This is a genomic window from Dictyobacter aurantiacus, assembly GCF_003967515.1.
GTDB classification, from domain to species: domain Bacteria; phylum Chloroflexota; class Ktedonobacteria; order Ktedonobacterales; family Ktedonobacteraceae; genus Dictyobacter; species Dictyobacter aurantiacus.
Genome location: NZ_BIFQ01000001.1, coordinates 36,461 through 60,313, shown reverse-complemented (window position 1 = coordinate 60,313; position 23,853 = coordinate 36,461). Strand labels below are relative to the sequence as shown.

Annotated in this window: 20 protein-coding genes and 1 riboswitch; of the genes, 10 read left to right on the top strand and 10 right to left on the bottom strand. The window is 47.3% G+C overall.

All coding sequences use genetic code 11. The features are described from left to right. Window positions 1–178: 178 nt before the first annotated feature. Together KTT_RS00275 and KTT_RS00270 are read right to left on the bottom strand one after the other, a co-directional pair. On the bottom strand, window positions 179–898 hold the full coding sequence (locus KTT_RS00275) for a glycine/sarcosine/betaine reductase selenoprotein B family protein (RefSeq protein ID WP_126594080.1): 720 nt from the start codon (window positions 896–898) through the stop codon (window positions 179–181). Between the two features lie 252 nt (window positions 899–1,150). After that, on the bottom strand, window positions 1,151–2,734 hold the full coding sequence (locus tag KTT_RS00270; RefSeq protein ID WP_126594079.1) for a S53 family peptidase: 1,584 nt from the start codon (window positions 2,732–2,734) through the stop codon (window positions 1,151–1,153). Between the two features lie 284 nt (window positions 2,735–3,018). Here KTT_RS00270 and glgX point away from each other — a divergent pair, with 284 nt between their 5' ends. Next, window positions 3,019–5,121 (top strand): glycogen debranching protein GlgX, encoded by a 2,103-nt coding sequence (glgX, locus tag KTT_RS00265; protein ID WP_126594078.1) that lies wholly within the window; start codon window positions 3,019–3,021, stop codon window positions 5,119–5,121. Window positions 5,122–5,155: 34 nt separating this feature from the next. Here the strand turns inward: glgX and trhA are convergent, their stop codons facing one another. Next, window positions 5,156–5,791, bottom strand: coding sequence for a PAQR family membrane homeostasis protein TrhA (gene trhA / locus KTT_RS00260; RefSeq protein ID WP_160145545.1), 636 nt, complete (start codon window positions 5,789–5,791; stop codon window positions 5,156–5,158). Window positions 5,792–6,444: 653 nt separating this feature from the next. Here trhA and KTT_RS00255 point away from each other — a divergent pair. The 6 genes from KTT_RS00255 (at window position 6,445) to KTT_RS00230 (ending at window position 11,440) form a co-directional block, all read left to right on the top strand. Further along, the gene (locus KTT_RS00255; protein ID WP_126594076.1) at window positions 6,445–6,831 is read left to right on the top strand and encodes a hypothetical protein; all 387 of its coding nucleotides are present in this window, start codon (window positions 6,445–6,447) and stop codon (window positions 6,829–6,831) included. A gap of 256 nt (window positions 6,832–7,087) precedes the next feature. Beyond that, complete coding sequence (locus KTT_RS00250; RefSeq protein ID WP_126594075.1) at window positions 7,088–8,320, top strand: alpha/beta hydrolase family protein; 1,233 nt, start codon at window positions 7,088–7,090, stop codon at window positions 8,318–8,320. A 69-nt stretch (window positions 8,321–8,389) separates the two neighbouring features. Further along, window positions 8,390–8,638 carry a hypothetical protein gene (locus KTT_RS00245; RefSeq protein WP_126594074.1) on the top strand — a complete coding sequence of 83 codons (249 nt, stop codon included), beginning with the start codon at window positions 8,390–8,392 and terminating at the stop codon, window positions 8,636–8,638. A gap of 90 nt (window positions 8,639–8,728) precedes the next feature. Continuing rightward, a complete protein-coding gene (locus KTT_RS00240) occupies window positions 8,729–9,352 on the top strand; it encodes a TetR/AcrR family transcriptional regulator (protein WP_126594073.1) in 624 nt (207 codons plus the stop codon). Between the two features lie 242 nt (window positions 9,353–9,594). After that, entirely contained in the window at window positions 9,595–10,452 is an 858-nt protein-coding gene (locus tag KTT_RS00235; protein WP_126594072.1) for a hypothetical protein, read from the top strand. Window positions 10,453–10,528: 76 nt separating this feature from the next. After that, window positions 10,529–11,440, top strand: coding sequence for a sugar phosphate isomerase/epimerase family protein (locus KTT_RS00230; protein ID WP_126594071.1), 912 nt, complete (start codon window positions 10,529–10,531; stop codon window positions 11,438–11,440). A 31-nt stretch (window positions 11,441–11,471) separates the two neighbouring features. Here KTT_RS00230 and KTT_RS00225 read toward each other — a convergent pair whose 3' ends face one another. Genes KTT_RS00225 through ribA form a run of 3 tightly spaced genes read right to left on the bottom strand, consistent with a single transcriptional unit; the run spans window position 11,472 to window position 13,841 of the window. Beyond that, entirely contained in the window at window positions 11,472–12,071 is a 600-nt protein-coding gene (locus tag KTT_RS00225) for a riboflavin synthase (RefSeq protein ID WP_126594070.1), read from the bottom strand. A 28-nt stretch (window positions 12,072–12,099) separates the two neighbouring features. Next, window positions 12,100–12,579, bottom strand: a complete 480-nt coding sequence (gene ribH, locus KTT_RS00220) for a 6,7-dimethyl-8-ribityllumazine synthase (protein ID WP_126594069.1) — start codon at window positions 12,577–12,579, stop codon at window positions 12,100–12,102. Continuing rightward, window positions 12,576–13,841, bottom strand: coding sequence for a GTP cyclohydrolase II (gene ribA / locus KTT_RS00215; RefSeq protein WP_126594068.1), 1,266 nt, complete (start codon window positions 13,839–13,841; stop codon window positions 12,576–12,578). Before ribA ends, ribH begins: the two co-directional genes overlap by 4 nt. Window positions 13,842–14,230: 389 nt before the next feature. Then, window positions 14,231–14,388: riboswitch (FMN riboswitch) on the bottom strand. Between the two features lie 288 nt (window positions 14,389–14,676). On the opposite strand from ribA, the gene KTT_RS00210 reads away from it, so the two are divergent. Continuing rightward, window positions 14,677–15,453 carry an SDR family NAD(P)-dependent oxidoreductase gene (locus KTT_RS00210; RefSeq protein ID WP_126594067.1) on the top strand — a complete coding sequence of 259 codons (777 nt, stop codon included), beginning with the start codon at window positions 14,677–14,679 and terminating at the stop codon, window positions 15,451–15,453. Between the two features lie 115 nt (window positions 15,454–15,568). Continuing rightward, on the top strand, window positions 15,569–16,597 hold the full coding sequence (locus KTT_RS00205) for a Gfo/Idh/MocA family protein (RefSeq protein ID WP_126594066.1): 1,029 nt from the start codon (window positions 15,569–15,571) through the stop codon (window positions 16,595–16,597). Window positions 16,598–16,702: 105 nt separating this feature from the next. Here the strand turns inward: KTT_RS00205 and KTT_RS00200 are convergent, their stop codons facing one another. The 4 genes from KTT_RS00200 to KTT_RS00185 form a co-directional block, all read right to left on the bottom strand. Next, a complete protein-coding gene (locus tag KTT_RS00200; RefSeq protein WP_126594065.1) occupies window positions 16,703–17,656 on the bottom strand; it encodes an LLM class F420-dependent oxidoreductase in 954 nt (317 codons plus the stop codon). A 148-nt stretch (window positions 17,657–17,804) separates the two neighbouring features. After that, a complete protein-coding gene (locus tag KTT_RS00195) occupies window positions 17,805–19,271 on the bottom strand; it encodes a rhamnulokinase (protein WP_126594064.1) in 1,467 nt (488 codons plus the stop codon). Beyond that, entirely contained in the window at window positions 19,265–20,485 is a 1,221-nt protein-coding gene (gene rhaI, locus KTT_RS00190) for an L-rhamnose isomerase (RefSeq protein ID WP_126594063.1), read from the bottom strand. Before rhaI ends, KTT_RS00195 begins: the two co-directional genes overlap by 7 nt. 61 nt (window positions 20,486–20,546) lie before the next feature. Beyond that, entirely contained in the window at window positions 20,547–21,365 is an 819-nt protein-coding gene (locus tag KTT_RS00185) for a DeoR/GlpR family DNA-binding transcription regulator (protein ID WP_126594062.1), read from the bottom strand. 1,202 nt (window positions 21,366–22,567) lie between these two features. Here KTT_RS00185 and KTT_RS00180 point away from each other — a divergent pair. Continuing rightward, on the top strand, window positions 22,568–23,743 hold the full coding sequence (locus KTT_RS00180; RefSeq protein WP_218030796.1) for a sugar ABC transporter substrate-binding protein: 1,176 nt from the start codon (window positions 22,568–22,570) through the stop codon (window positions 23,741–23,743). Window positions 23,744–23,853: the final 110 nt, after the last annotated feature.

Sequence of the window (23,853 nt, the reverse complement as noted above, 5' to 3'; positions counted from 1 at the left end):
TTAGCTTTTTATATTATACGAAGGACGAGATTATTTTGTTTCGTAAGGCATTTATCCTGAGAAATATGGTTAGAAGGGTCAATGCAGCTTAAGGCAAATATTCTTAAATCAGGCATATCCTTACAAAACCAGGGTGCCCGAACTTCATGGATAGGCGATCTTTTTTCGTCCTATCAGTCTAGCTCTCCTGTAGATCGATAGGTTGCCAGTCGCTACTATCATATTCTGGATAAGGGATATCCCAGACCTGACCTGGTTCCTCACGAGCCTCCCAGCGCTTTAACGCATCCAATAGCACCTGTTGTTGAAGTTGAACCTGGTGGGGGCCACCCAGGCTATGGCCAAGTTTAAAGTGCCGGGGCGCTATAGCGCGTGGAGGGCCCGCCTGTTTTGATTGTTCCGGTGCGACCGTAATCAGGACCGTCGGAATGCCAACCATCTCGATCTCGCGAGCGATGGCACAGACCACCCGATGGCAGAGCGGACAACCCGCGGTCAAGATCACGCCATCTGCTTGAGAGCGCAGTATGATCTTCGCCATGTCGGGCGCTGTTTTTTCATAGAGCTCGCGAAAATTTTGTGTAAAGCCCATAAAGCCCAGATGCTTATCACTAACGCCACCGACGATTCCCTGCGATGCCAGATCGCGTAAGCGGTCGAGTGGGAAGACACAATTGATATCTTCATCGGCATCATGGTGATTATAATGGCTATGGGTAATCATCAACTGGCTACTCTCGCTGTCTCCGGGGATGAGGCGCCAGCTATTATCTCCCTCGACATGAAAAGGTTCCTGCTCGCGTAGATGGACACCCGCAGTACTGACAAGAGCAAAAACTGTATCTTTTAACTCTCGATTGCGAGGGGTATAGGGGATACAACGTTTGGACATCGGCATATTTATCTGGTTCCTCCTGATGAAGTTTTGTACTGCCAGCAAAGACCAATGTTAACAAGGTCCGGTCCAGGTACGCTAACTTTCAGATAATTTGCTGTTCGTGATCGAAGTTCTATTACTGCATAGAGTACCATGTGAATGCCGAATTGACTATATCAATGGTACGCTTGAGAAAAACTGACTCCAGGGAGAGATGGCTGGTAAACCAGAGGTGCCAGGATATATATCTTCTTATGCATATACCGTATGTAACTAGCAAATTAAGCGTCTGGGAGTATAGGTATGGTAGAAGTGGAAAAAGACATAGCCGTATAGAGGACAATGGAGGTAGTCGCTATGGAGAATAAGGGCTCGCCGATAGATGCGCCTGTAGTGTCTATGCCTCGTAAATCCATAGAAAGCAAGATGCCAATGCCGCCGCAGCGGTATATACATACGTGCCGAGGTTGTTTTTTTCGTATAGTGTAGGGTGATTGGATTGAATAACTTGTTTTGTGCCAGCGCAATCAGTAACCGATTGGCGACTGGAGAGCCGAGTCCTGTCGCAGGGTCCCATCCCTGCCGAGCATTATAGCCAGGAAACGAGACAGTTGAACGCAGGACATGGACCGCCAAGGTATTGCTACCACTCAAAACATCGTGGAAGACATGTGGGTAGAAAGGATTTTTACTCAATGCATACAGTGAAGGATTTAAAAACCCCAACCTTCTTCCCGCCAATTGATTACCCAATACGGCCAGGGCGGCCCATTGTGGCGCGCCCGCGCTTGTTCCCCCAATCGGAATAAATGCCGGCCCTTGTTTCAGGCTAAAGATAATGGGAACCCCGGTTCTGGGATCTCCAACGTAGGCCACATCAGGCACGCCGCGGGTGCGGCTAGCGCCAACAAAGCCATCTTGATAAGAAGGGCGTAGAAAGCGCCGGCTAAAGCCGCCTCCTGTTGCGCCAAGTCTGTTGCTCCAGGCTTCTTCCTGTTGGTAGATCCCTGATGGAGATAAAGATAGATGTGTACCTCCCACACTGGTCACCAATGGATCGCTGGCGGGATATTCCACCCCCGGACCCAGAGAAATAAGCTTCAACACATTATTATATACCGGCTCCAGTGTTCCACGATCCCCGGAGGAGGCAAAAACCGAGATGCCCCTGGCTCGTGCCTCCTCAAACAGGGCATGCTCTTTACGCAGCATTTTAACAGCAATGGCGGTTTCGGGAAAACCGAAACTTTGCGTGAGCACATCACCCAGATTATGCTGAATAGCGAAGCGGGTAGTGGCATACAGGTCTTCAATACCCGCCGACTTGCTCAAAACGAGATTGATCTTTGCGTCCGGCGCGATGGCGTGGGCCCATTCCACATCGAGATTAATCTCCTGGGCCGCGAGCAATTGACTGCGGTTACTTCTATCCAGGGGCATTAATCCTAAAGGAGCAAAGATAGTGAGATGGGGATCTGGTAGCCCAAAGAGTTGGTCAAAGATATGTACATCGGTGAAGAGATGAGGGCTCTGAAAAAAGCCGATAATGGCGATCGTCTGACCCTTACCTGTAATGCCAGCCTCAAATAAAGGCCGAATCTGATAAGCTTGCAGAATCTGCCGTGGTGTATAGCAGCGAGGTGGGATAAGGCGCGACAGGCAAGCGAACTGCTTACGGTTAATGAGCACAGCGTCTTTATCGAGAGGAATATCATGAGAGACTTGTCGTGTAGCCAGCAGCAGCCGAGTCAAGGCGGGGTTGGTAGAAGCAGAGGCGAAAGAGGGCAAAATTGAGTGAGGGATACAGATAAGCGTAAAGATCAGGACCGTAAGTATAACAAGGCCTACATGTTTCATCGGATAGTTACTCCTCCCACCTTTAACATCACCCCAAAGAAAGTTTGCCGTGATAATGCCAGGAATACAACTGAGGTGGAGATACGGTAGATACGTAGCCAACACTAATGAGCCCAATCTAAAAACGAAATCCTCTTCAGGAGTATAGGGCGAAGAATGAGAGAAAGCATCGGCTGAAGGGTTGATTTTAGAATAGGATATTAGGACGAAAATCTTCAGTTGTAGAGTAACCATTGCAGCGACTCAGCGTTATATATAGCAGGATCACATAGGAAGGAAATGCAATGTATATTGTTGAAGCAGGTCGCCCACGGCCTTTAGGAGCCACACCAGACGCGAATGGAGTAAATTTCTCAATATTTTCAGAGCACGCCACAAATATTGAATTATTACTTTTTGAGAAGAGCAATGACACCGTTCCTATTCAAACTATCCTGCTGGACCAGCTTAAAAATCGAACATTTCACTTTTGGCATGTTTATGTACGGGGGGTGAAGGCGGGCACGCATTATGCATATCGTATCTTTGGATCGGCGCAGACCGAAGTCACCGGTGATCGCTTTAACTTCAACAAAGTTCTGATAGATCCATATTGCCGGGGGATCACGGCCGACTTATGGCAGAGGAGCGATGCCATTGGTGAGTCCGACAACGTTAGAACCTCTTTAAGAAGCACGGTGGTTGACATTTCAAACTACGGCTGGGAAGGGGATCAATGCTTAAACAGGCCGATGAGTGAAACCATTATTTATGAGATGCATGTTGGTGGTTTTACCCGCTCGCCTTCATCGTATAGCGCCCATCCCGGAACATTTGCCGCTTTGATAGAGAAAATCCCCTATTTACAGGACCTGGGAATTACCGCGGTAGAATTAATGCCAGTATTTGCGTTTGATCCAACCAGCGTGGCCCGGATCAATCCTCTAACGGGAGATCCTCTCAGCAACTACTGGGGTTATGATCCGATCGGTCATTTTGCTCCTCACCCTGGTTACTGTATAGACGCGGAGGGTGCACGGCATATTGATGAATTTAGAGACATGGTCAAGGCTTTACATCGAGCGGGCATCGAAGTTATCCTGGATGTCGTCTTTAATCATACTGGCGAAGGTGACGAAAACGAGCCGATTATCAGCTTCAAAGGGATCGACAATCGTATCTATTATTTTCTTGACCCCCGGGACAAGCGCGTATACCTCAACTACTCGGGTTGTGGAAACACTTTTAACTGCAACCATCCCATTGTAGCCAAACTGATTACCGAATGTCTGATCTTCTGGGTACAAGAAATGCATGTAGATGGTTTTCGCTTTGATGAAGGCTCTATTTTAAGTCGAGGCATCGATGGGAAGCCAATGGAATACGCGCCAGTGCTATGGTCAATTGAACTTTCAGATGTATTAGCTGACACCAAAATTATTGCCGAGCCATGGGACGCGGCGGGGCTCTACCAGGTTGGGAATTTCCCTGGCTACCGCTGGGCGGTCTGGAATGGACAATATCGAGACACCATTCGTAGCTTTGTCAAAGGAGATCGTGGAATCGTTGGGACCGTCGCATCGCGCATAGCGGGCAGCCAGGATATTTTCAGCGAGCCGGGGCAGCGACCGATTAATGGCATCAACTTTATTACCTGCCACGATGGTTTCACACTTAACGACCTTGTCTCTTACAATGAGAAGCACAATGAAATGAATGGGGAGGACAACAGAGATGGTCTCAACTATAATAGCAGTTGGAACCACGGTGTAGAGGGAGATGCCCACGATCTAGAAATACAGCAACTACGTGGTAGGCAAATAAAAAACTTTTTGACCATTCTTCTCCTTTCTCAGGGCGTTCCCATGTTACTTGCTGGGGATGAAGTGTGTCGTACCCAGCGTGGGAACAACAATGCTTACTGCCAGGACAACGAAATCACCTGGTTCAACTGGGAACTACTCGAAAAGAACGCTGAAATGCACCGTTTCTTTAAACGTATGATCGCGTTTCGCAACCGGCATCCCAGCATCAGAAGGGAGCGTTTTTTTAGTGGTTCCACTGATCGTCATGGAAGAAAAGACATTGAATGGCATGGCTGTCAACTGGCGAAACCCGGCTGGGATGATCCCACCACACGTATCCTGGCATTTACTATCTCGTCAGGTGAAGACGTCCACAATATTCACGTCATGATGAATATGGACTTTAGCAGGCTTCATTTTGAAATACCAGCAGCAGGCAAAGGCAAATGCTGGCAACGTGTTATCGACACGGCGCAAGCAAGCCCTGACGATATAGTGGAGCAAGGGCAAGCTCAATATATTGCAGAGGATATGTATGAGCTTGAGGCCCATAGCATTGTCGTGCTTGTGAGCGCCAAACACTCATCTATCCCCCCGGTCTGAGTTAGTATCTCATTTTATACTCTGGTTTCCCATACTATACACGAGGAAAGTGTAGTGCCCACAGCCAGACGCAGGAGGCAAAGGCCACGCTGCCCCCAATCACAAAAAGATGAAAAATCTCATGGTAGCCGAAGTAACGTGGTAGGGGATTGGGCCAGTGGCTGGCATAGACAAGAGCACCAATTGTATAGAGGATGCCACCTGCGATCATCGTCCATACGAAAGACCACGGGAGAACTGCCAGAAAGGCGGGCAAAGCAAGGATGGCGATCCAGCCCATCAATATATAGAGCAGAGCATTGAACCACTTAGGGACGCGCAATGCATAAGGGAAGAGCGTAAAACCGATGCCAGCACTTGCCAGTAGCCAGATCGCAACGAGCAGGGTGGCACGCACCCAGCCAGAAAGAATATTAAAGCAGAGTGGTGTATAGGTTCCGGCGATTAACACAAAGATATTCGCATGATCAAGTGCGCGCCAGACGCGCCGCCGGTCAGGTTCCCAATGAACGATATGATAGATAGCACTCACCGTATACATCTCAATCATACTCAAACCAAAGATAAGCAAGGAGATAAAGCGCGGAAGATCCGCGCGACTATACCAGCACAGGACCACTGTCAGCAGCAGAGCAGCCACAGCAGCGACCGCGTGAAACCACCCTCGCAAAAAAGGTTTCCCTTGTTTGTGCGCATGTTCGGTTATAAGCAGTTCATTTTTCATGGATGTATATCACCTGTTCTCTCTCTCTGTGAAGGCAACGTATGAAGCTTCCCACAGCCTGACATCTTTTGCAGTATATAAGTATCCAGCCAAAAATGCACTATTGCCAGCTAACAACATACCACATTCTGGTTATAACAAAATCCCTCTTTATAGGGACTATCTCCACACACATATTTTTCTTAATGGTGCTTCTCGGTGGGAGATTGAAGCAACGGAATGACTCAACCATTTCCTGCGGAAAATTATAGCCATCAGGTCTAGCGCAGCTTAGTAATTTCTTTTTGATTTATAGATACATATGTATTTTTTATCGAAAAAGAAAGTAAAAGTAACTCACCAAAAAGTAATAAAAACTATGGATTACAAGATATATTTGTCTTATGGAATAGGTTGAATGTAAAATAGAGTCAGCGGTTGATGTGATAGATACAGTCCTAAGGAAGGGAGCATTATTTATCTAGAACTCACGGGGATAGAACTCCGAGAGGGCCTATTGAATTGGTCTTATTCAGGAGCCTTGTGCTAACCAAATCATATTTAATATGTGTTAACTTGTAAATGTACGTACGGTTTACACGCAGAAAGCAGGTTCTCTAATGTCTTTCTCTTCTCGATCAAATGAAGTTCCGCCACCACCTTTGGAAAAAATTGGTGATCTGGTTTACTCACCTGGGACTGATCTGCCGTTTGGAAAACGTATACGCATTGGTTTATCCGAGCAAACAATCTATGAAAGTGCTGTAGAGCATGGTTATCGAACAGGAATTCGCGCCCACTTTACTTTTATTGAAGACCACGAATGTCCAAATCCGGTACCGTTAGACGACAAACAATTCACCATGATTGTTGAGCACCTCGTCCCAACAAATCTGAACGCGTTTGAACAAGGTCTCTGGCGTTCGCATTTTATTGCTGGATGGATGGGCGTCTATCTAGGGCTGGTCACCGATGAGGACGACATGAATCCAGATATAGACAGATAGGTAGGCATACTTTCACTGGCAGAGGAGGTATGCCTACCTATCTGAAAGAGGTATTGGAACAAGAAAGATCCCGCCTTGAAGGATGTATAAGAGGGGCACAGTCAGCAAACATAAAACTATTTGCTGGCTGTGCTCTTTTTTGGGCAAACAATGGTGCAAATGTCCCTATTGTTGCCATAAAATAATTCCTATACTACTCTCAAATCAACTGTCTAAGCGTAGTTGCAAAGAAAGAGCAGGAAGGTGGAACCATAGCATGTCTCGCCAGCCTACACAGGGATCCTCGAAAAATCATCCTTTTAGAAAACAAGGCAGGTTGGTTACCGAACAGCCGCTCAAGAAGAAGCATAAAGTCGCGCGTATCTTATTGGGCATGCTTTTTATTGGGAGTATATGTGCCTCCGTATTCCCCTGGGGACGATCAATAATTCGATCGCTTGTCATTTTGCCCGCGCTCATCTCCGCCACGCAACCTGGAGTGTTGATCAACAATGGTGATACCATCAAGCATACACAGATGAGCATCTCCTCACAGAGTGGTCCTGTATATCTAGATATATTTATGCCAGTGGGGGGAGATCCTCTTATCAAAAGTGCGCGCGGCGGCGTCTTGATTGTGCCAGGGGTGGGAGACAACCGCCAGATTCCGCAATTACTTAATCTATCAGAAGCGTTTGCGCGTACCGGGCTAATCGTTATGGACATGACGACTCCCACTTTGATGGCCTACAATATCTCTGTACAGGATACTGATGCCACGGTACAGGCATTCAAAAAACTAGAAAGTCTACCTGGAATGGCGGGAAGGCGCAGTGGTATGATTGCATTTAGTGGGGGGGTCCCGCTTACATGTTTCGCCGCCGCAGATCCCCGGATCAGGAATGAAGTGGCGTATATTGCTGCATTTGGAGGGTATTTTGATACCACAACTCTTTTAGAAGCGTTAGGAAGTAGAAGTATAACGATAGACGGCAAGACCGAGGCCTGGCATCCCATTGACATCCCAATACAGGTGCTTACTAACATGACAACGCAGGATTTTTCTTATGATGAGCAAACCACGCTCAGGGCAGGGTTAGCCAGCGATGCTCAACCGCTAACTGGCACACAACTACAAGCCTTATCTCCAGGAGCGCAGGCGATGTATCATCTGCTCAAGGGTGATGAGCCACAGCAGGTTACAAGGAACATAAAGCTGTTACCGCCCGACATACAGAAGTTATTGACAGACCTTTCTCCAAAGCGGGTGATCAAAGACATTCGCGCCCCAATTTTTCTGCTCCATGACCGCAATGATAACTCGCTACCCGTCACAGAAACACGAGAATTCGACGCAGAGCTCACCCAATTGCGGCACAAGCATGAATACGTAGAGTTCCATATCTTTGACCATGTCGAAGTTCGCTCTGGTCTGAATGTGGGCCAGCTTGCCGGTGACGGCTTTCATCTCTTTAGCATACTGGATAATTTGCTTTATACAGGTTCATAGCACGAAATGGAAAAAAAGATGTTTTTCGCATCCACTCCTCTGTGGTGTATGATTGGTCTAGGTGTTGGAATGCTTTCCATCGCAGCGCGTCTACAACCAAAGGGCTGGTCAAAATGGTCCTGGCTCGGTATGCTAGCCATCGGAGGATGTACGGGTTGGGCAGGAGGCTGGATAGGAGTATGGCTATTCGGTCATCTCTTTGCCCCTGTGACCGCGCTCTGGATTGCCATTGCTGGTACCATCTTTATCCCGCGCTGTATTGCTGTAGTATGGCGAAGCAGTACGGCAAAAGGAACAACTGACTGGCAGTTCTGGTAGTTACATCCCTGGAAAAAATCTGGTAGCGTTCACGGGCTTCTCTATTTCTGCTACAATGGTATGAGACTGAGAGAAGCGAGGAAATAGCTTATGCGGCCCGAAGGCCGTTCAATGCGTGAAAGCATATTGGCTGCTGCGGTCCACCTTTTTGCTCAATACGGATATCATGCAGCACCATTGAGAGATATTGCTCGTATGGCGGGGATACAGGCTGCCAGTATTTATCATCACTATCCAAACAAACAGGCCCTCCTGATTGAGATAATGGAAACATACATGGTACGTTTGAATGCAAGCCTGGAACACGTCCTCAAAGAATATGATGATCCGCTCCAGCGCTTGCACGAAGCGATCGCTAATCATATCCGCATGCATACAACGTACAAAGAGGAATTTTTTATTATCGACACAGAGATGAGGGCTTTAGAAGACGAGCACAAAGCACAGATTATCTCCTTGCGAGATAAGTATGAAGCTCTTTTGCAAGAACTGCTGCAAGATGGTATGGAGAGAGGTGTTTTCCGCCAATGCGATGTCAAGGTCGCCTCGTATGCCATCATTGCGATGTGCACAGAAGTCGCAACCTGGTTCCGACCAGATGGAAGATTAAGTGTACAACAAGTAATTACCAGCTATCGCCAATTTATCGCAGAGGGGTTACTAACAACGTCAGGCATCACCCATATGCCCGACGAGAGGGCTCATTTGCTTTAGCTTCATCTTTCTACACACGTATGTAGCCAGAAAGGTATGAAATCATACAGGGTGGCATACTAGGACCTGGCATTGAACGTACATAGTAACAGAAGGATTTATGCATAGCATTGAGGCAGCCTATGTTGCACGTTAAAATCGCCGATGGTAGGAGGCAAAAGTATGTGTGTATCAGCAAAACTGTAGTATTATCAACAGTGTTTTTACGATAAATATTGGAAATGAGGGAGCAACTCACTGTTATGGGAAGTGAAAAGAAGCGCCAGAAAAGATCTATAAGGCTTTTCGTCTGGGTTGCTTTGCTGCTACTTATACTTATAAGCGGTAGTGTTATCTTTGCCGCAAAAATTAAAGGAAGTGGCGGGAATATTGCTCAGATAGTTCCGACAGCAACCGCCGCCAACGGAGCAAAGACGCCTGCCGTTACGCCGACAGTTCCTTCCACCACTACCAATACCGCCACGCCGACTCCCACTACCTTATTCCACGAAGATTTTTTAGACAATCGTAACGGATGGGCTGTATCCAGTAGCGCTGGCTATATACGTTCAATGGCTGACAACAAGCTCACTTTATCGGTTGCAGAACACAAGATCCTGATTGAAAATGTACCCACCTCGGCGCCTTTAAGTAATTTTACGCTTGACGTAAGTTATATTCTGGAAAAAGCTGATAAGAATGACAGAGTAGGACTCTATTTAAGGGGAGATAGTAATCTCGATCATGACTATCGAATCGATATTTTTGGTAACAACACCATCACTATCAACAAAGAATATTTAGATGATAACAAATTACCACAAAGCATGGTGTTGAGCACGATTACTAAAATTCCATCGATCAAAAAAATTGGATATGAGAACAGGCTTGAGGTATCAATGAATGGACCTCAAATTGTCTTAAAGGTGAATGGGGTGGAGGTTAAGAAGCTCGAAGACTATGATTACACCAAAGGGCAGGTCGCCCTATTTGTAAACAACGGCTGGTCATCGGATGAGGCCACGGCCTCTTTCACCAGTATGGATGTTGAGTCGATTGTAGACCCTCTACCAGACATGACGCCCACCGCCACGCCATCAGATGGGAGCCCTACCCCGTGAAGCACCTGGTAGTCAGAATCAGGGCTTCTCATGTAACTGAACGTACCCGCTTGCAGCAGTTTAAGGAGGAGAAAGCATGAATACGCAAGTTGCCCATACAGAGCGAATCGCGGCATTCCCCAAATGTTTTATGGATGAGCTATGTGTGAGCAGGAGCCTGACATTATTTCAATGGATAGAGATGGCTGCAGGCCTAGGTGTAGACGGATTAGAGTTTTATCCTGGTTTCTTTACATCATTTGAACGTCCTTATTTAACAGAGGTACGTACAGCGTTACAAAAGCATCGCCTGGCTATGCCCATGTTATGTGCGTCCCCCGATTTTACCCAGCCAGATCAAGCTGCGCGCAAGGCTGAAATTGAGAATAGCAAGCGCATGATAGAACTGGTTGATTTTTTCGCGGCATCAGAGCCGCGAACATGCCGTGTCCTCTCGGGTCAAAGGAGGCCAGGTGTTTCTGAGGAGCAAGGTATTGAAATGGTAGTAGATAGTATCCAGCAACTTCTCCCCTACGCGCAGGAACACGGTGTCATACTGGCTATAGAGAATCACTATAAAGACAACTACTGGACATATCCTGAATTTGCCCAGCATCTTCCCCTATTCACTCGTATCGTCTATGCCATAGACTCGCCCTGGTTCGGTGTCAACTACGACCCATCCAATGCTATCCTGGCAGGCGAGAATCCACTGGACGTTCTAGACGCCGTGAAAGAGCGTGTTGTAAGCATGCATGCCAGTGATCGACGTCTCCAGCCCGGATATACGCTAGAAGATCTCCGAGCTCAAGAGGAAGGTCCGGGCTATGCCAGTATACTATGCCACGGTGAAATAGGCACAGGCCTCAATGATTTTTCCCGTATTTTTCAGACGTTGAAGGAGGTCGGATTTCACGGTTGGATCTCGATTGAAGATGGCGTTAATGGGCTAGACGAACTGCAACGGTCAGTGCATTTCTTGCGTCAAGCACTCGCCATCCTACGTTGAAACTTCAAGATATTAATCAAACCGTTGTCGGCTATTGCTGTAATCGATGGATGTAAGTGGCTTCGAAAAAGCGAGCTACATAGCGACCAACAATATCGGTTTCCACATTGAGCAGCATCCCTTTAATGGCCTGTCCCAGATTTGTATGTTCGCGGGTGTAGGGAATAAGAGAGATTGAGAAACGATCATGCCAGACATCTACTACTGTCAGACTGACACCATTTAAAGCGACAAAGCATTTAGGGATGACATAAGGGCGCAGATGAGGTGGGAGGGCTATTATCACATCCAGACCGATACCATCTTCTTTGGTTTCCAACACAGATGTGCATGCCTCTATATGTCCCTGCACCATATGGCCGCCCATGCGCCCATTGGCTAACAAGGAACGTTCCAGGTTTAGTCGGTCGCCGGGCTGTAAACTGGCCAAGCGCGTACGGCGTATGGTCTCCGGCATCGTATCTACACAAAACCAGCCCGCTCCGACTTCAGTAACCGTCAGGCAGATACCATCGACCGCAATGCTGTCTTTCTCAGTGACGCCTTGGAGTATATGACCAGCCGAAATGCGCAGGCCAGTCTTCTCGCAACATTGGAGTATTCCCTGCTCTTCGACGATTCCTGTAAACATATCTTTCTCCTGAATGGAATAATAAAATCTAATGCTTCTGACGTAGAAAGCGGTTCATGCAGGCGACGTCTACTGCGGCCTGTGCAAACTCTTTGCCCCTTGTGATGCGCTGTTCAGCCTGCTGCTGGTTCTCTACACAGAGCACGCCTAGAATAATGGGAATGCCTGTATCAAGTGAGACACGTTGAATGCCATAGGCCACTGCATCCTCAACCACCACGTCGTGGCGTGTTTCGCCCTTCATAACACAACCAATGCAGATTAATGCATCGTAGGCCTGGTGTATGAGCATCGCTTGGGCGATGGTTGGCAGTTCATAGGAGCCTGGGACGTATACTACATGCACTGCTTTGCCTGCAACCCCTAAGTGCAATAATTCTTGCTGGCACAAGGCCAGCACTGCTCCCGTCACGGACCAGTTATAACGAGCAACAACGAGCCCAAACGTCAGGTCTGTCCCCTCCAGAGACATTGTAGGTTCACGGGCATAAAATTGAGTTTGCATCATAATTCACACTCTTTCAATAAGCTTGAGACATCGGTAGTTTGTGGATCGGCAAATAGATGTCCTAGACGCTGGTATTTTGTATGCAGGTAGCGAATATTATCGACCGTTGGCTGTATCTCAATGGGAACACGTTCAACTTGAATGCCAGCTGACGCAAGAGCCTGAATTTTTTTCGGACTATTCGTCATCAAGCGAGCGCGGGTAATATGAAGGTCCTGTAAAATCTCAACGGCGGTAGCATAATCGCGTGCATCAACGGGATAGCCTAATTTTTCATTGGCTTCAAGTGTATCGTAGCCCTTATCCTGTAAGGCATATGCCTGCAGTTTAGCTGAGAGACCAATTCCACGTCCCTCGTGAGGAAGGTAGAGAAGGACGCCCCGACCTTCAGTTGCGATGGCATGTAGTGCTGTATGGAGTTGGGCCTGACAATCGCAACGTTGAGAACCGAAGATATCGCCAGTGGCGCAGGCAGAGTGGAGGCGAACCAATGGAGGTATCCCCTGCCTGTCTGTCAGGTCACCAAGAAACAGCGCAACATATTGTTTACCCGAATCTATCTCGCGATAAGCAAGCGTCGTAAATCGAGCTTCTGGTAGAGGAAGTTGTGTCTGAGCAACCAGGCTGGCACGATGGTCGCGCCGAAAACGAGCAATTGCATCGACTGAGATAATGCCGATGCCCCACTCATGTGCCATCTTGCGCAACGTAGCACCTCGTGCAGCATTACCAGCGTGATCCAGCACTTCACAGATAACCGCACCCGGTGTTAGACCTGCGATGCGCATTAAATCGACCGAAGCCTCTGTATGTCCCCGGCGCTCGAGCGTACCCCCGGAACGGGCACGCAGTGGAAAGACATGTCCTGGCCTGGCAAGATCTTCTGGTCGGGTCAAAGGATTAACCAGTGTACGGATAGTTTGAGCACGATCATGGGCAGAAATGCCGGTAGTTGTAGAGGTATATGCATCGACAGACATAGTAAAAGCGGTACCCTGCAGAGGTTTTCCCTCCCCGGAGATCAATGGCAGGCGCAATGTATCCAGAAGCTCGCCAGCCATGGCCACGCAAATGAGCCCACAGGCAGAATGCATAAGAAAATTGATCGCCTGTGGTGTTGCGAACTGGGCGGCCAGACAGAGATCTGCCTCATTTTCACGGTCCTCATCATCGCAGATTAACAACATCTTACCCGCTTGCACTGTACATATCGCATCAGCTACTGAAAGATTTGAAACTGAAAGGTGTGATTGCGTTTCCATTTAATACCTCTGTCCTACTGATGTCTACTCATCAGAATTAAAAGCAAAAGCGGACTATTCTCGTACCTGATTTTTACAGGAGAGCATATGCCTACATCAGTGGAGGGTAGCAGATGGGTACGGAAAGGGAGGAGGTATTAACGATAGCAACTGTTTGTGGGTACATCGAACAAAGGACCATGCCAGTTAGCCATGAGAAGCATGCAAAGCTGTCGCACCCATACACTGACTGATGCGCCCAGACACCACTAAGAGGTAGGTTCTTCTTCTTAGTTGAAGCGCGTTGGCACGATCGAGAGATACTTGCTAGATGCGATTGCATCGACAAGCTATCATATCGACGAACAGACAGGCACTATGTCATATGAAACAACCACAAAGGTCGTTGTTCATGTCTTCTCCCATCCGGACTATACCGTCGGCCCTGGAACTTCCCCAGGTCCACCAATGTATGGAATCACATTCTCATACAGTAGGTCGCGGGCTTTACCGCCGATCGGGAATTGAAAATGCTTATGCATTTTCTCACCCTGCCCCGAAGACGCTGATGTATTGTATATGTTCTGAGAATAATGAAAAAACAAGGGTTTGTCAACTCGCAGCCAGGTGGCCAGTGTCCATGAATGTTGCTACGGAAAACAGAGCCCCAAAGGAAGAAGGCAGGGAACAATGTAAATTATTGCTCAAGGCAAGAGTGTTTCTATAGCAAATATACATATGAACGTGTGCTGGAAGCAGCGATAGTGGGTATGTTACACTATAAAAAGGTCAGTTCACAACAATTATGAATCATAATAATGTGTCATAGTCTGTATTGCATAAAGGAGATTCATTTGTGTTTCGCTTAGATAATAAAATAGCACTCATAACTGGTGCTGGATCTGGAATTGGACGTGAGATCGCCTTGCTCTATGCCAGACAAGGAGCGCATGTAGTTATCGCGGATATCCGATTGGAAGCAGCGCGTACAGTCGTTGGTGAAATTGAAGCGCAGGAGGGGAAAGCGCAGGCGATAGAATTAAACGTCGCAGAAGAAGCCCAGGTTCAGGCTATATTTGCCCAGGTCGTACAAGAGCACGGACGGCTTGATATTTTAGTGAACAACGCTGGCGTAAGTCACGTAGGTAACATTTTAGAGACCAGCCTGAGCGATTGGGAGCGCGTCATGAGCGTGAATGCGACAGGAGCGTTCCTCTGTGCGCGTGAGGGCGTCAAACACATGGTCGCGCAACAACCGCAGGGAGGCGTAATCGTCAACATCGCTTCAGTAGCGGGCATGATAGCCGTCGACCGCCGTCTCCCCTATGGAGCCAGCAAAGGAGCTGTTATCAGCATCACGCGCTCCATCGCCATGGACTTTGTGAAACAGAACATCCGTGCCAATGCCATCTGCCCGGGAACAGTACATACACCTTTCGTTGAAGGTTTCCTCTCCAAGAATTTTCCCGAAACAAAAGATGAAGAGCGCAACAAACTGCACGCGCGACAGCCAATAGGGCGTATGGGCAAGCCTGAAGAGATTGCCAGTGCTGCGTTGTATTTAGCTTCTGAAGAAGCCGCTTTTATTACCGGATCGACGCTGGTTATTGATGGTGGTTGGACTGCAAAATAGTAACCCTCCCGCTAATGTTCCTGGTTTTTTGCCGTACGCACAGTTTTCTACAAGAAACGCAAGCCAGGAGCGTTTCTTGTACCTATAGATGCGGAGTAAGAAGCAAGAGGTTAGCATGCAACAACAAAAAATACGCACCGCGTTGGTTGGATGTGGGGGAATGAGCGCGGCATGGCTTGAGGCTGTGGGTAAGATGCCTGAAGTGGAAGTTGTAGCTTTAGTAGATATTTTTGAAGAAGCGGCCAGAAAGAAGGCTATAGACTTCCATCTGCCAGACGCCATAATTGCCAGAGACCTGGCCAGTGTTTTTGAACAGACGGAGGTAGATGCCGTCTTCAACTGCACCATTCCGGAGGCACATTATAAAGTCACTATGACGGCACTGAAGCATGGGTGCCATGTCTTAAGTGAAAAACCGCTGGCCGACTCAATGGAGCACGCCAAAGAAATGCTGGCAGCGGCCCAACAGGCCAGAAAAATCTTTTCAGTTATTCAGAATAGACGTTATGAGCCGCAGATACGCCGGGTCAAACATTTTCTGGAGCAGAAAACCATAGGTGACATCACGACTGTGAACAGTGACTTCTATATCGGAGCTCACTTTGGTGGTTTTCGAGACCATATGGAGCACGTATTGCTACTAGATATGGCCATCCATACCTTTGACGCGGCACGACTTCTGATCGGAGCAGATCCAGTCTCCGTATACTGCAAAGAATGGAATCCCCGTGGTTCCTGGTATGACCACGATGCATCGGCTATTGCTATTTTTGAAATGGCTGATGGCACCATCTACACCTATCGTGGCAGCTGGTGTGCCGAAGGATTGCCCACGACCTGGGAATGTGACTGGCGCGTGATAGGAGAGAAGGGCACTCTGACCTGGGATGGAGGAAAAAAGCAGCTCGCTCAGATTGTCAAAGAGACTGGCAGCTTTATTTCAGCGTACCAGGATGTAGAAATACCAGCGTATGAAGCGACCAATATCAGTGGTCACGCAGGATTAATTCGTGAGTTTTTTGAATGTATCCAGAATGGTACCCAGCCCGAAACGCAAGCTTCTGACAACATCAAAAGCCTGGCCATGGTCTTTGGGGCGATAGAAAGTGCAGAAACAGGGAATGCAGCCGCAATCAGCTGGTAGATGATTATTCTTATAGCCTTGGAAGCAAGCAAAAGACCGGTGATGAAGTATGAAAAGGCGAACTATACACATAGTTCGCCTTTTCATACTTCATCACATCTAGTATCAAGAGTTTTGTATGCACTGCTGTGCGAACAGGCGCAGTGACTCCAGATTGGTTGCAGCATCTACAAAGTGAATGATTAACTCCTGAATCCCAGCCTCTTCATATTCAGCCAGACGCTGGCGAATCTGTTCAGGTGTGCCTATCAGGCTTATCTTGCGTAGGCTCTCCAGGTTAGCACGCTGGTCCTGTGTTAACTTTGCAATGGCTTCTTCCTCAGCCTCAGCAATAGCGCACACATCGACGATCGCGGTACGACGGATGCTATTGAAATCACGACCTAATGTCTCACAGTGATTTTTCAAGACTGCCAGCTTGTGTTTGATATTAGCAATATCACCACCAACATTGCAAGCATCGGCATATTGAGCAACCAGTTTAAGGGTAACCTTCTCACCACCACCACCGATGAGCAATGGAATATGAGGTTTCTGAGCTCCTTTAGGCTGATTAATTGCGCCCTGAACTTGATAATATTTACCCTCGAACGTAGCCTCTTCCTGGGTCCACATCGCCAGGATTATCTGGATGGCATCGCGCAGGTGGCGCAAACGCTCAGGGGCATCGGGATACTCATAGCCGTAAGCCCGATACTCATGTTCATACCAGCCTGCACCGATGCCGAAATCGAGGCGACCATGTGAAAGCACATCGACAGTGCTAGCCATCTTTGCCAGCAGAGCGGGGTTGCGATAGCTATTACAGGTCACAATCTGACCTATGCGAACGCGTTTCGTATCGCGTGCCAGAGCGGCAGTACTGGTCCAGCACTCGAACGTAGTCTCCTGGGTAGGGGTTGGCACAGTATGAAAGTGGTCATAGAGCCAGATTGAATAATACCCCAGGGCTTCAGCTTCCTGGGCCACACGCGTCATCGCCTCATAGGCCTCGACGGGATCAGCGATCCCAACAAGGTCCATACGCCATCCCTGGGGAACAATAACTCCATAATCCATGGTAAGATAAGCTCCTTTGTTAACCTGGAAAATAAGGTCATCACAACCTGTCTCTTATCAGCCTACGATATCTATGTGGGGAAGTGCAAATCAGCATAGCATCCTGTTAGATGCAATAGCCTGTTTAATGTTGTAATCGAGACACCGATCACATGACCTGGCAAAAACGCGTATATGCAGACTCCCATTGTGCCACCTCAAGTGGTTTATACGAGTGAATAGGAAACGATTGTTGAACAAGGGAGCGAGCCTGCTGAAGATTTACTAGATGTCCAAGAGCGATATATTGAACAAGTAAATTACCGATAGCAGTTGCTTCTACCGGACCCGCCCATACTGTGCGGCCCAGCGCATTTGCAGTGTATTGGCACAGAAGGGTATTCTGAGAGCCACCTCCAACGACATGTAATCCTGAAAAGCGTTTTTGCACCAGATTCTCGATTAGTTCCAGTACATAACGGTAACGCAAGGCAAGGCTTCCGAGGATGCAGCGAATGATCTCTCCTTCTGTTTGCGGCACTGGTTGTCCTGTTTGCTGACAATACATCTGTATCTGATGAGGCATATGGGCAGGGCTCATAAACATAGAATGATCTGGATTAATAAAGGAACGAAAGGCTGGGGCATCAACAGTCAGTTTTTCCTCATCTGCAAAGGTAAATCGCAATCCTTCATTTTTCCAGATACGGCGACATTCCTGCAAAAGCCAGAGGCCCGTCACATTCTTGAGCAGGCGGATCGTTTGATTAATACCCCCCTCATTGGTAACATTTGCCTGCAGTGCCTGTTCACTAAGGATGGGTGAAGTGATTTCTGTCCCCAGCAAGGACCACGTACCGCTACTAAGATACGCAAAATCAGAACTAGTGGCAGGAACAGCTACGACGGCGGAAGCTGTATCGTGTTCTGCTACAGCAACGACTTGTAGCGATGGTAGACCAACCTCAGAGCCGATAGCTGGGAGCAATGTTCCTGCGAGCGTACCAGGACTGACGGGAGATTGAAACAGCCGGGTTGGGATATCCAACTTTTGCAAGAGGTCCATATCCCAATTGCGGGTAATTGGATTGCACAGCTGGGTGGTTGAGGCAATAGTCCATTCGCTCAAGCGTTTTCCGGTCAGAAAGTAACGTAGCAGTTCTGGTATCAGAAGTAGCGTCTCGGCTTGACCAAGCAAAAGCGAAGCGGAACTTTGCAAAGCCGCCAATTGATAAATAGTATTGAAGGAAATGAATTGAATGCCTGTACGCTGAAAGACCTCAGCTTGAGGAATCTGTTGAAAGACCTGTTCCATAATGTTACTGGTATGACCATCACGATAATGATAAGGATTGCCAAGAAGTTCTCCTTGAGCATTTAATAGACCGAAGTCAACCCCCCAGGTATCGATGCCCATACTTTCAATATCGGCATGACCTTGCAAGCGTGTCTGAATTAATCCCTGTTTGATTTCGTGGAGCAAGCGTAGAATGTCCCAGTGCATATGCTGCAACACATGCACTGGCTCGTTGGGAAAGCGATGAGTATCAATGATAGTAAGTTTACCTGCATCAAACTGACCAACAACTGCTCGTCCGCTGCTCGCTCCTAAATCGAAAGCGAGAGCTTTTACCAACTTGCACCACCTTTACCACGAGCAAGAATGCGCTGACCATAATCGCTCTGTAGATAAGCGCGCATTGGATCTACTGGTACTCCCATTTCCTCGCGAACGGCATGTAGAAGAGGAGTAACATCAAATTCAAATGCTTCGCGAACAGCATTCTCGGCAGCCAGAACATCTTGCTGTTCCTGGGCTCGCTTCACGGCAGAGAAGTCAATCAAGAGTGCTTTTGCGAATTGTGTTTGAACATTCAGGATTGAGCGGATCATAGCCGGGATCTTAGGTTCTATACAATGGCTCTGATCAATCATGTACGCAATGTTCGCTGCTGTCTGGCGGACTCCCGTATCACCAGCTCGAGAGGCATCTAGAATCTGGTAAAAAATCAAGAAGAGCTCATAAGGGTTAGTTGAACCGACAATCAGGTCATCATCAGCATATTTGCGGCTATTGAAATGGAAGCCGCCTAACTTTTGCTCATCGAGAAGGTAGGCCACAATCTGCTCGACATTAGTTCCCTGAGCATGGTGACCAGTATCAACCAGCACCTGAGCCTGCTCACCCAATTTTAATGCCATATTATAGGCCATACCCCAATCACCCAGGTCAGTATGATAGAAAGCTGGCTCAAAGAATTTATATTCAATGAGCAAACGCATATGAGAGTCCATCGCCTGATAGATCTCTTGCAAAGAACTCAGCAACCGATGTTTACGCTCGCGGATATTATCCTGGCCTGGATAATTTGTGCCATCAGCGAGCCAGAGACTAATTAAAGAAGATCCAGTTGCGCGAGCGATATCGACACACTCGAGTACATGATTGACCGCCTGCCGGCGAATGTTTTCATTAGAATTGCAGAGACTACCAAAAATATATGCATCTTCTTGAAAAAGGTTAGGATTAATTGCGCCGAGGGTAAGTCCTAGTGACTCTGCATGACGGCGCAGCTGACCATAGTCTTCAACCTTATCCCATGGAATATGCAAAGCCACTGAGGGGCACGCGCCCGTCACCCTATGAACCTGAGCAGCATCTTCAAGTTTTTCGAACGGATTGCGAGGAACGCCATTTTGTTGAAAAACCTTAAATCGCGTACCTGAGTCGCCGTAGCCCCAGGAAGGGGTTTCAACCTTCAGAGCTTTAATCTGCTGTTTCACCTGTTCAAGATCGATGCCACGCTCGGCCTGCTGCTGCTCAAAAAATGTGTATGCTGAAATCCCCATTGACCGCTACTCCTTCCTTGTACTAGCGATAACAGACACCTGGTATTAGTGATAACAGATCCTAAGCAATCCAGACCTCAATGCCCTGGCTGCGTACTTGCTCAACCATATCGGCGGGAGCTTTTGCATCAGTGATAATCAGCTTCAACCGTTCAAGAGGGCAAAACGTGGCAAAGGCGAGATGGCCCCATTTGCTATGGTCAACAATAGCAATAACTTCTTTTGCAGCCTCGACAATAGCGCGCTTCAATTCGACTTCTTCCCCATTCACATCAGTAAGACCCTCTATAGGGGAAAAACCGCGGGCGCCTACGAACGCCTTACTGATATGAACCTGCTGCAAAACAGATTTTCCCCACGTTCCGATGAGAGAGAACGACTCATGGCGGAGCATGCCGCCGGGGATGAGAACGGAAATGCCTGGAGTATTGATAAGTTCCATACCGATGCGCAAGCCGTTGGTAACGACCGTTAGTTCGCGCTTCGCCTTCAAATACTGGGTCATAGCAAGGGCGGTAGTGCTGGCATCCAGTGCAATGGTTTCACCATCGAGCACATAACTGGCTGCGGCTGCACCTATGCGTTCCTTTTCGTTATGCTGAAGTTTCTCGCGGGTATCGAAGCCCATTTCCAACGAGTGGCTTGTCGCGAGAACAGCACCTCCATGGGTGCGTACTGCAAAATGATGGGCTTCAAGCCAGGCCAGGTCTTTGCGAATGGTCACTTCTGAAACAGAGAACAACTGACTTAACGCAGGAACAGTTACACGCTGTTGTTCTCCTAAAATATGGGCGATCTGCTGTCTTCTCTCATTTGTAAAGAGGGATGAACCAGCTGTTAACGCTGCAGGAGCATATGCCTTTTCCTTTTCTAGATCCATGTACTACTTTTCTCTCTGCTTTCAGTTAGTTTCGATGGGTTTCATTTACTTGTAACATATTCTTCCAGGTTTGTCAATACTCTTTTTCCGTATCTGTAGATACTATTAATGTGTATAAGAGCACAACGGAGGGAAAAATGGAAGACATATGAAAAAATCGGAACTTTTTACCCATTCTTAGCAGAGGTTAACTATAGGAGATAATGAACGCTATCAGCTAGAAAACCTTCACAGGTTTACGAGCGCCGCTTTTATACGACATTGCTAATAATCTTTCTTGAATATCCAGAAGTAGCCAATCGTCTTTTAAAAGCTGCGATTGCAGGAGCACAGAGCAAGCATTATAACGGTGAAAGAAACGAATATTTAATGTTATGCGTAAAAATATATTGTAAGTGTAATAAATATATGAAGGTCTCCTGGTCCAAATGATTGCAGAACGCTTGTTATGAAATAGGGCAATGACCGTTGCAATGATAAATAATTGCATTAATAATAAGCAAACAGTAGTAATGCATTATATGTTTGTCCCGATGGGTTTCATTTTTAGCAAATGATCATAATTCGTAAGATCAGTTTATTGACAAACTATTATGGCTGTGATACATTTCCACTGTTGGATATGGTGTCCAGATTACCTGGAGCAGTGTAGCTCTATGGTAGTGTTTTCGTAACTTCTTCAATTGGTTCGTATTTAAACCTGACACATATTAAAGGACCAGTTTCGCAAAATAGCTGTACATGTGTAATGTTAGTTATACGAAGAAGGCACTGCCTGCCATTGGGTTACAAAAGCTTTTGTGGAGTGCGTATTTGTAACTTGTGGATGTAGTAAAATGCAATACGCGTATAGAAGCATTATCTAGTGCGGCATAATGGATCCTAAGACATTGTTGTCCGATGGCAACGTTCGATACACCCAAGAGGAATTGATGTATAGGACTTCACTATTCTGGCGTGCTTGCTAGCAAGATATAGAGCAGAAGAGTGGGTTGTATCTCATTTCCGTAGAGAGTACCGAAGAATTCCATATTTTAATACGAAATTATAGCTTTATAACGGCTAGCTGTGCTCCTTAATACTTGTACAGGTAGAAATATGACCTACAGGGAGTTGTGAAAGCGTTCATTAGAAATTCGCCATTAGTGTGTCTTTCCCGGTAGAAAAAGACACGGGTGATTTTTATGGAGAAAGGTTTCAAGATGAAACTCTCAAAGGGTCAACGCGGCAAATGGAGCCTCATGGCAGGCATCCTCTTATTTACTCTCCTTTTATCAGCTTGTGGCAGCGCTAATAGCGGCAGTAGCGCCAATAACGGTGGTAACACAGGTTCTTCGACTCCCACAGCGAGCAGTGGAACTAACGGCAAAGGCTGTAAAAAGATTGGCGTCTCCTTTCCAGAGACCAATACCTCATATCGTTGGGACAACCAAGACAAGCCACTGCTCATCAATGCTTTGAAGAGCGCCTTGTCCATTACCGACAGCGACATTCTGTACAACAACGCTAATGGTAGTGCAGCAACTCAGCAGACGCAGGCAGAATCGATGCTGACGCAGGGCGCATGTATCCTGGTGGTAGCTCCTGCTGACAGTAAAGTGGCATCAGCCATTGTCGATAAAGCTGCAGCGAAAGGCGTGCCGGTAGTTTCTTATGATCGCCTGATCGCCAACCAGAAAGTTACTGCATATGTCTCCTTCCAGGGTCAGGATGTTGGTAAACTGCAGGGCGATTACATTGCCAAGCACTACCAGCAGTACGTTAAAGAGAACGGCACCAATAACACTGTTCTTATCAACGGTGCGCAGACTGACAACAACGCAATTCTTTTTAAACAGGGTATGCATACTTCTCTAGATCCCCTGTTCAATAACGGAACCCTGAAAAACGTTTACGAACAGTTCACCGACTGGACCGGCCCTGTAGCCCAGAAAGACATGCAGGCTGCCCTTTCCCGCACTGGAAATAAAGTTGCTATTGCTTATGTCGCTAACGACAACATGGCTGACTCGGTTATTGCCGCACTCAAAACTGTTCACCTGGATAAAAAAGTGCTGGTAACTGGTCAGGATGCTGCCCAGGTTGCTATCACCAACATTTTGAACGGTGAGCAGGCAATGACTGTCTACAAACCGTACAGCAAAGAGGCTGAGGACACAGCCAAGGTTGTAGCAGCCATTAGCAAAGGCGATGATATCAAAACCATTGCTACGGACACATCTACAGAGCCAACTTCTGGCGCATCAATTCCTTCGATTCTGGAAGCTCCTATTGCAGTTGACATCACCAACGTAAAAGATACCATTATTAAAGACAACTTCTACACCAAAGATCAGGTGTGTAAAGGTGTCCCAGCTGGTGCTGGTGGTGTCTGCTAAATAGTACTGTAGTTTGATTGAGGTGGCACGACAGGTTATATTTAGCGCAGAAGCGTATACATAAACGAGGCTAGCGAAAATATGGTCCGTTCCACCTTACACTGCAGAAC

Coding starts and splice junctions, on each gene's coding strand:
- ribA (WP_126594068.1), bottom strand. CDS start 13,841: ATGGAAACGCAATCACACCTTTCAGTTTCAAATCTTTCAGTAGCTGAT.
- KTT_RS00200 (WP_126594065.1), bottom strand. CDS start 17,656: ATGGATTATGGAGTTATTGTTCCCCAGGGATGGCGTATGGACCTTGTT.
- KTT_RS00235 (WP_126594072.1), top strand. CDS start 9,595: ATGGGAAGTGAAAAGAAGCGCCAGAAAAGATCTATAAGGCTTTTCGTC.
- KTT_RS00230 (WP_126594071.1), top strand. CDS start 10,529: ATGAATACGCAAGTTGCCCATACAGAGCGAATCGCGGCATTCCCCAAA.
- KTT_RS00245 (WP_126594074.1), top strand. CDS start 8,390: ATGCTTTCCATCGCAGCGCGTCTACAACCAAAGGGCTGGTCAAAATGG.
- KTT_RS00205 (WP_126594066.1), top strand. CDS start 15,569: ATGCAACAACAAAAAATACGCACCGCGTTGGTTGGATGTGGGGGAATG.
- KTT_RS00240 (WP_126594073.1), top strand. CDS start 8,729: ATGCGGCCCGAAGGCCGTTCAATGCGTGAAAGCATATTGGCTGCTGCG.
- KTT_RS00180 (WP_218030796.1), top strand. CDS start 22,568: ATGAAACTCTCAAAGGGTCAACGCGGCAAATGGAGCCTCATGGCAGGC.
- KTT_RS00255 (WP_126594076.1), top strand. CDS start 6,445: ATGTCTTTCTCTTCTCGATCAAATGAAGTTCCGCCACCACCTTTGGAA.
- glgX (WP_126594078.1), top strand. CDS start 3,019: ATGTATATTGTTGAAGCAGGTCGCCCACGGCCTTTAGGAGCCACACCA.
- KTT_RS00270 (WP_126594079.1), bottom strand. CDS start 2,734: ATGAAACATGTAGGCCTTGTTATACTTACGGTCCTGATCTTTACGCTT.
- KTT_RS00185 (WP_126594062.1), bottom strand. CDS start 21,365: ATGGATCTAGAAAAGGAAAAGGCATATGCTCCTGCAGCGTTAACAGCT.
- KTT_RS00225 (WP_126594070.1), bottom strand. CDS start 12,071: ATGTTTACAGGAATCGTCGAAGAGCAGGGAATACTCCAATGTTGCGAG.
- KTT_RS00275 (WP_126594080.1), bottom strand. CDS start 898: ATGCCGATGTCCAAACGTTGTATCCCCTATACCCCTCGCAATCGAGAG.
- rhaI (WP_126594063.1), bottom strand. CDS start 20,485: ATGGGGATTTCAGCATACACATTTTTTGAGCAGCAGCAGGCCGAGCGT.
- KTT_RS00250 (WP_126594075.1), top strand. CDS start 7,088: ATGTCTCGCCAGCCTACACAGGGATCCTCGAAAAATCATCCTTTTAGA.
- ribH (WP_126594069.1), bottom strand. CDS start 12,579: ATGATGCAAACTCAATTTTATGCCCGTGAACCTACAATGTCTCTGGAG.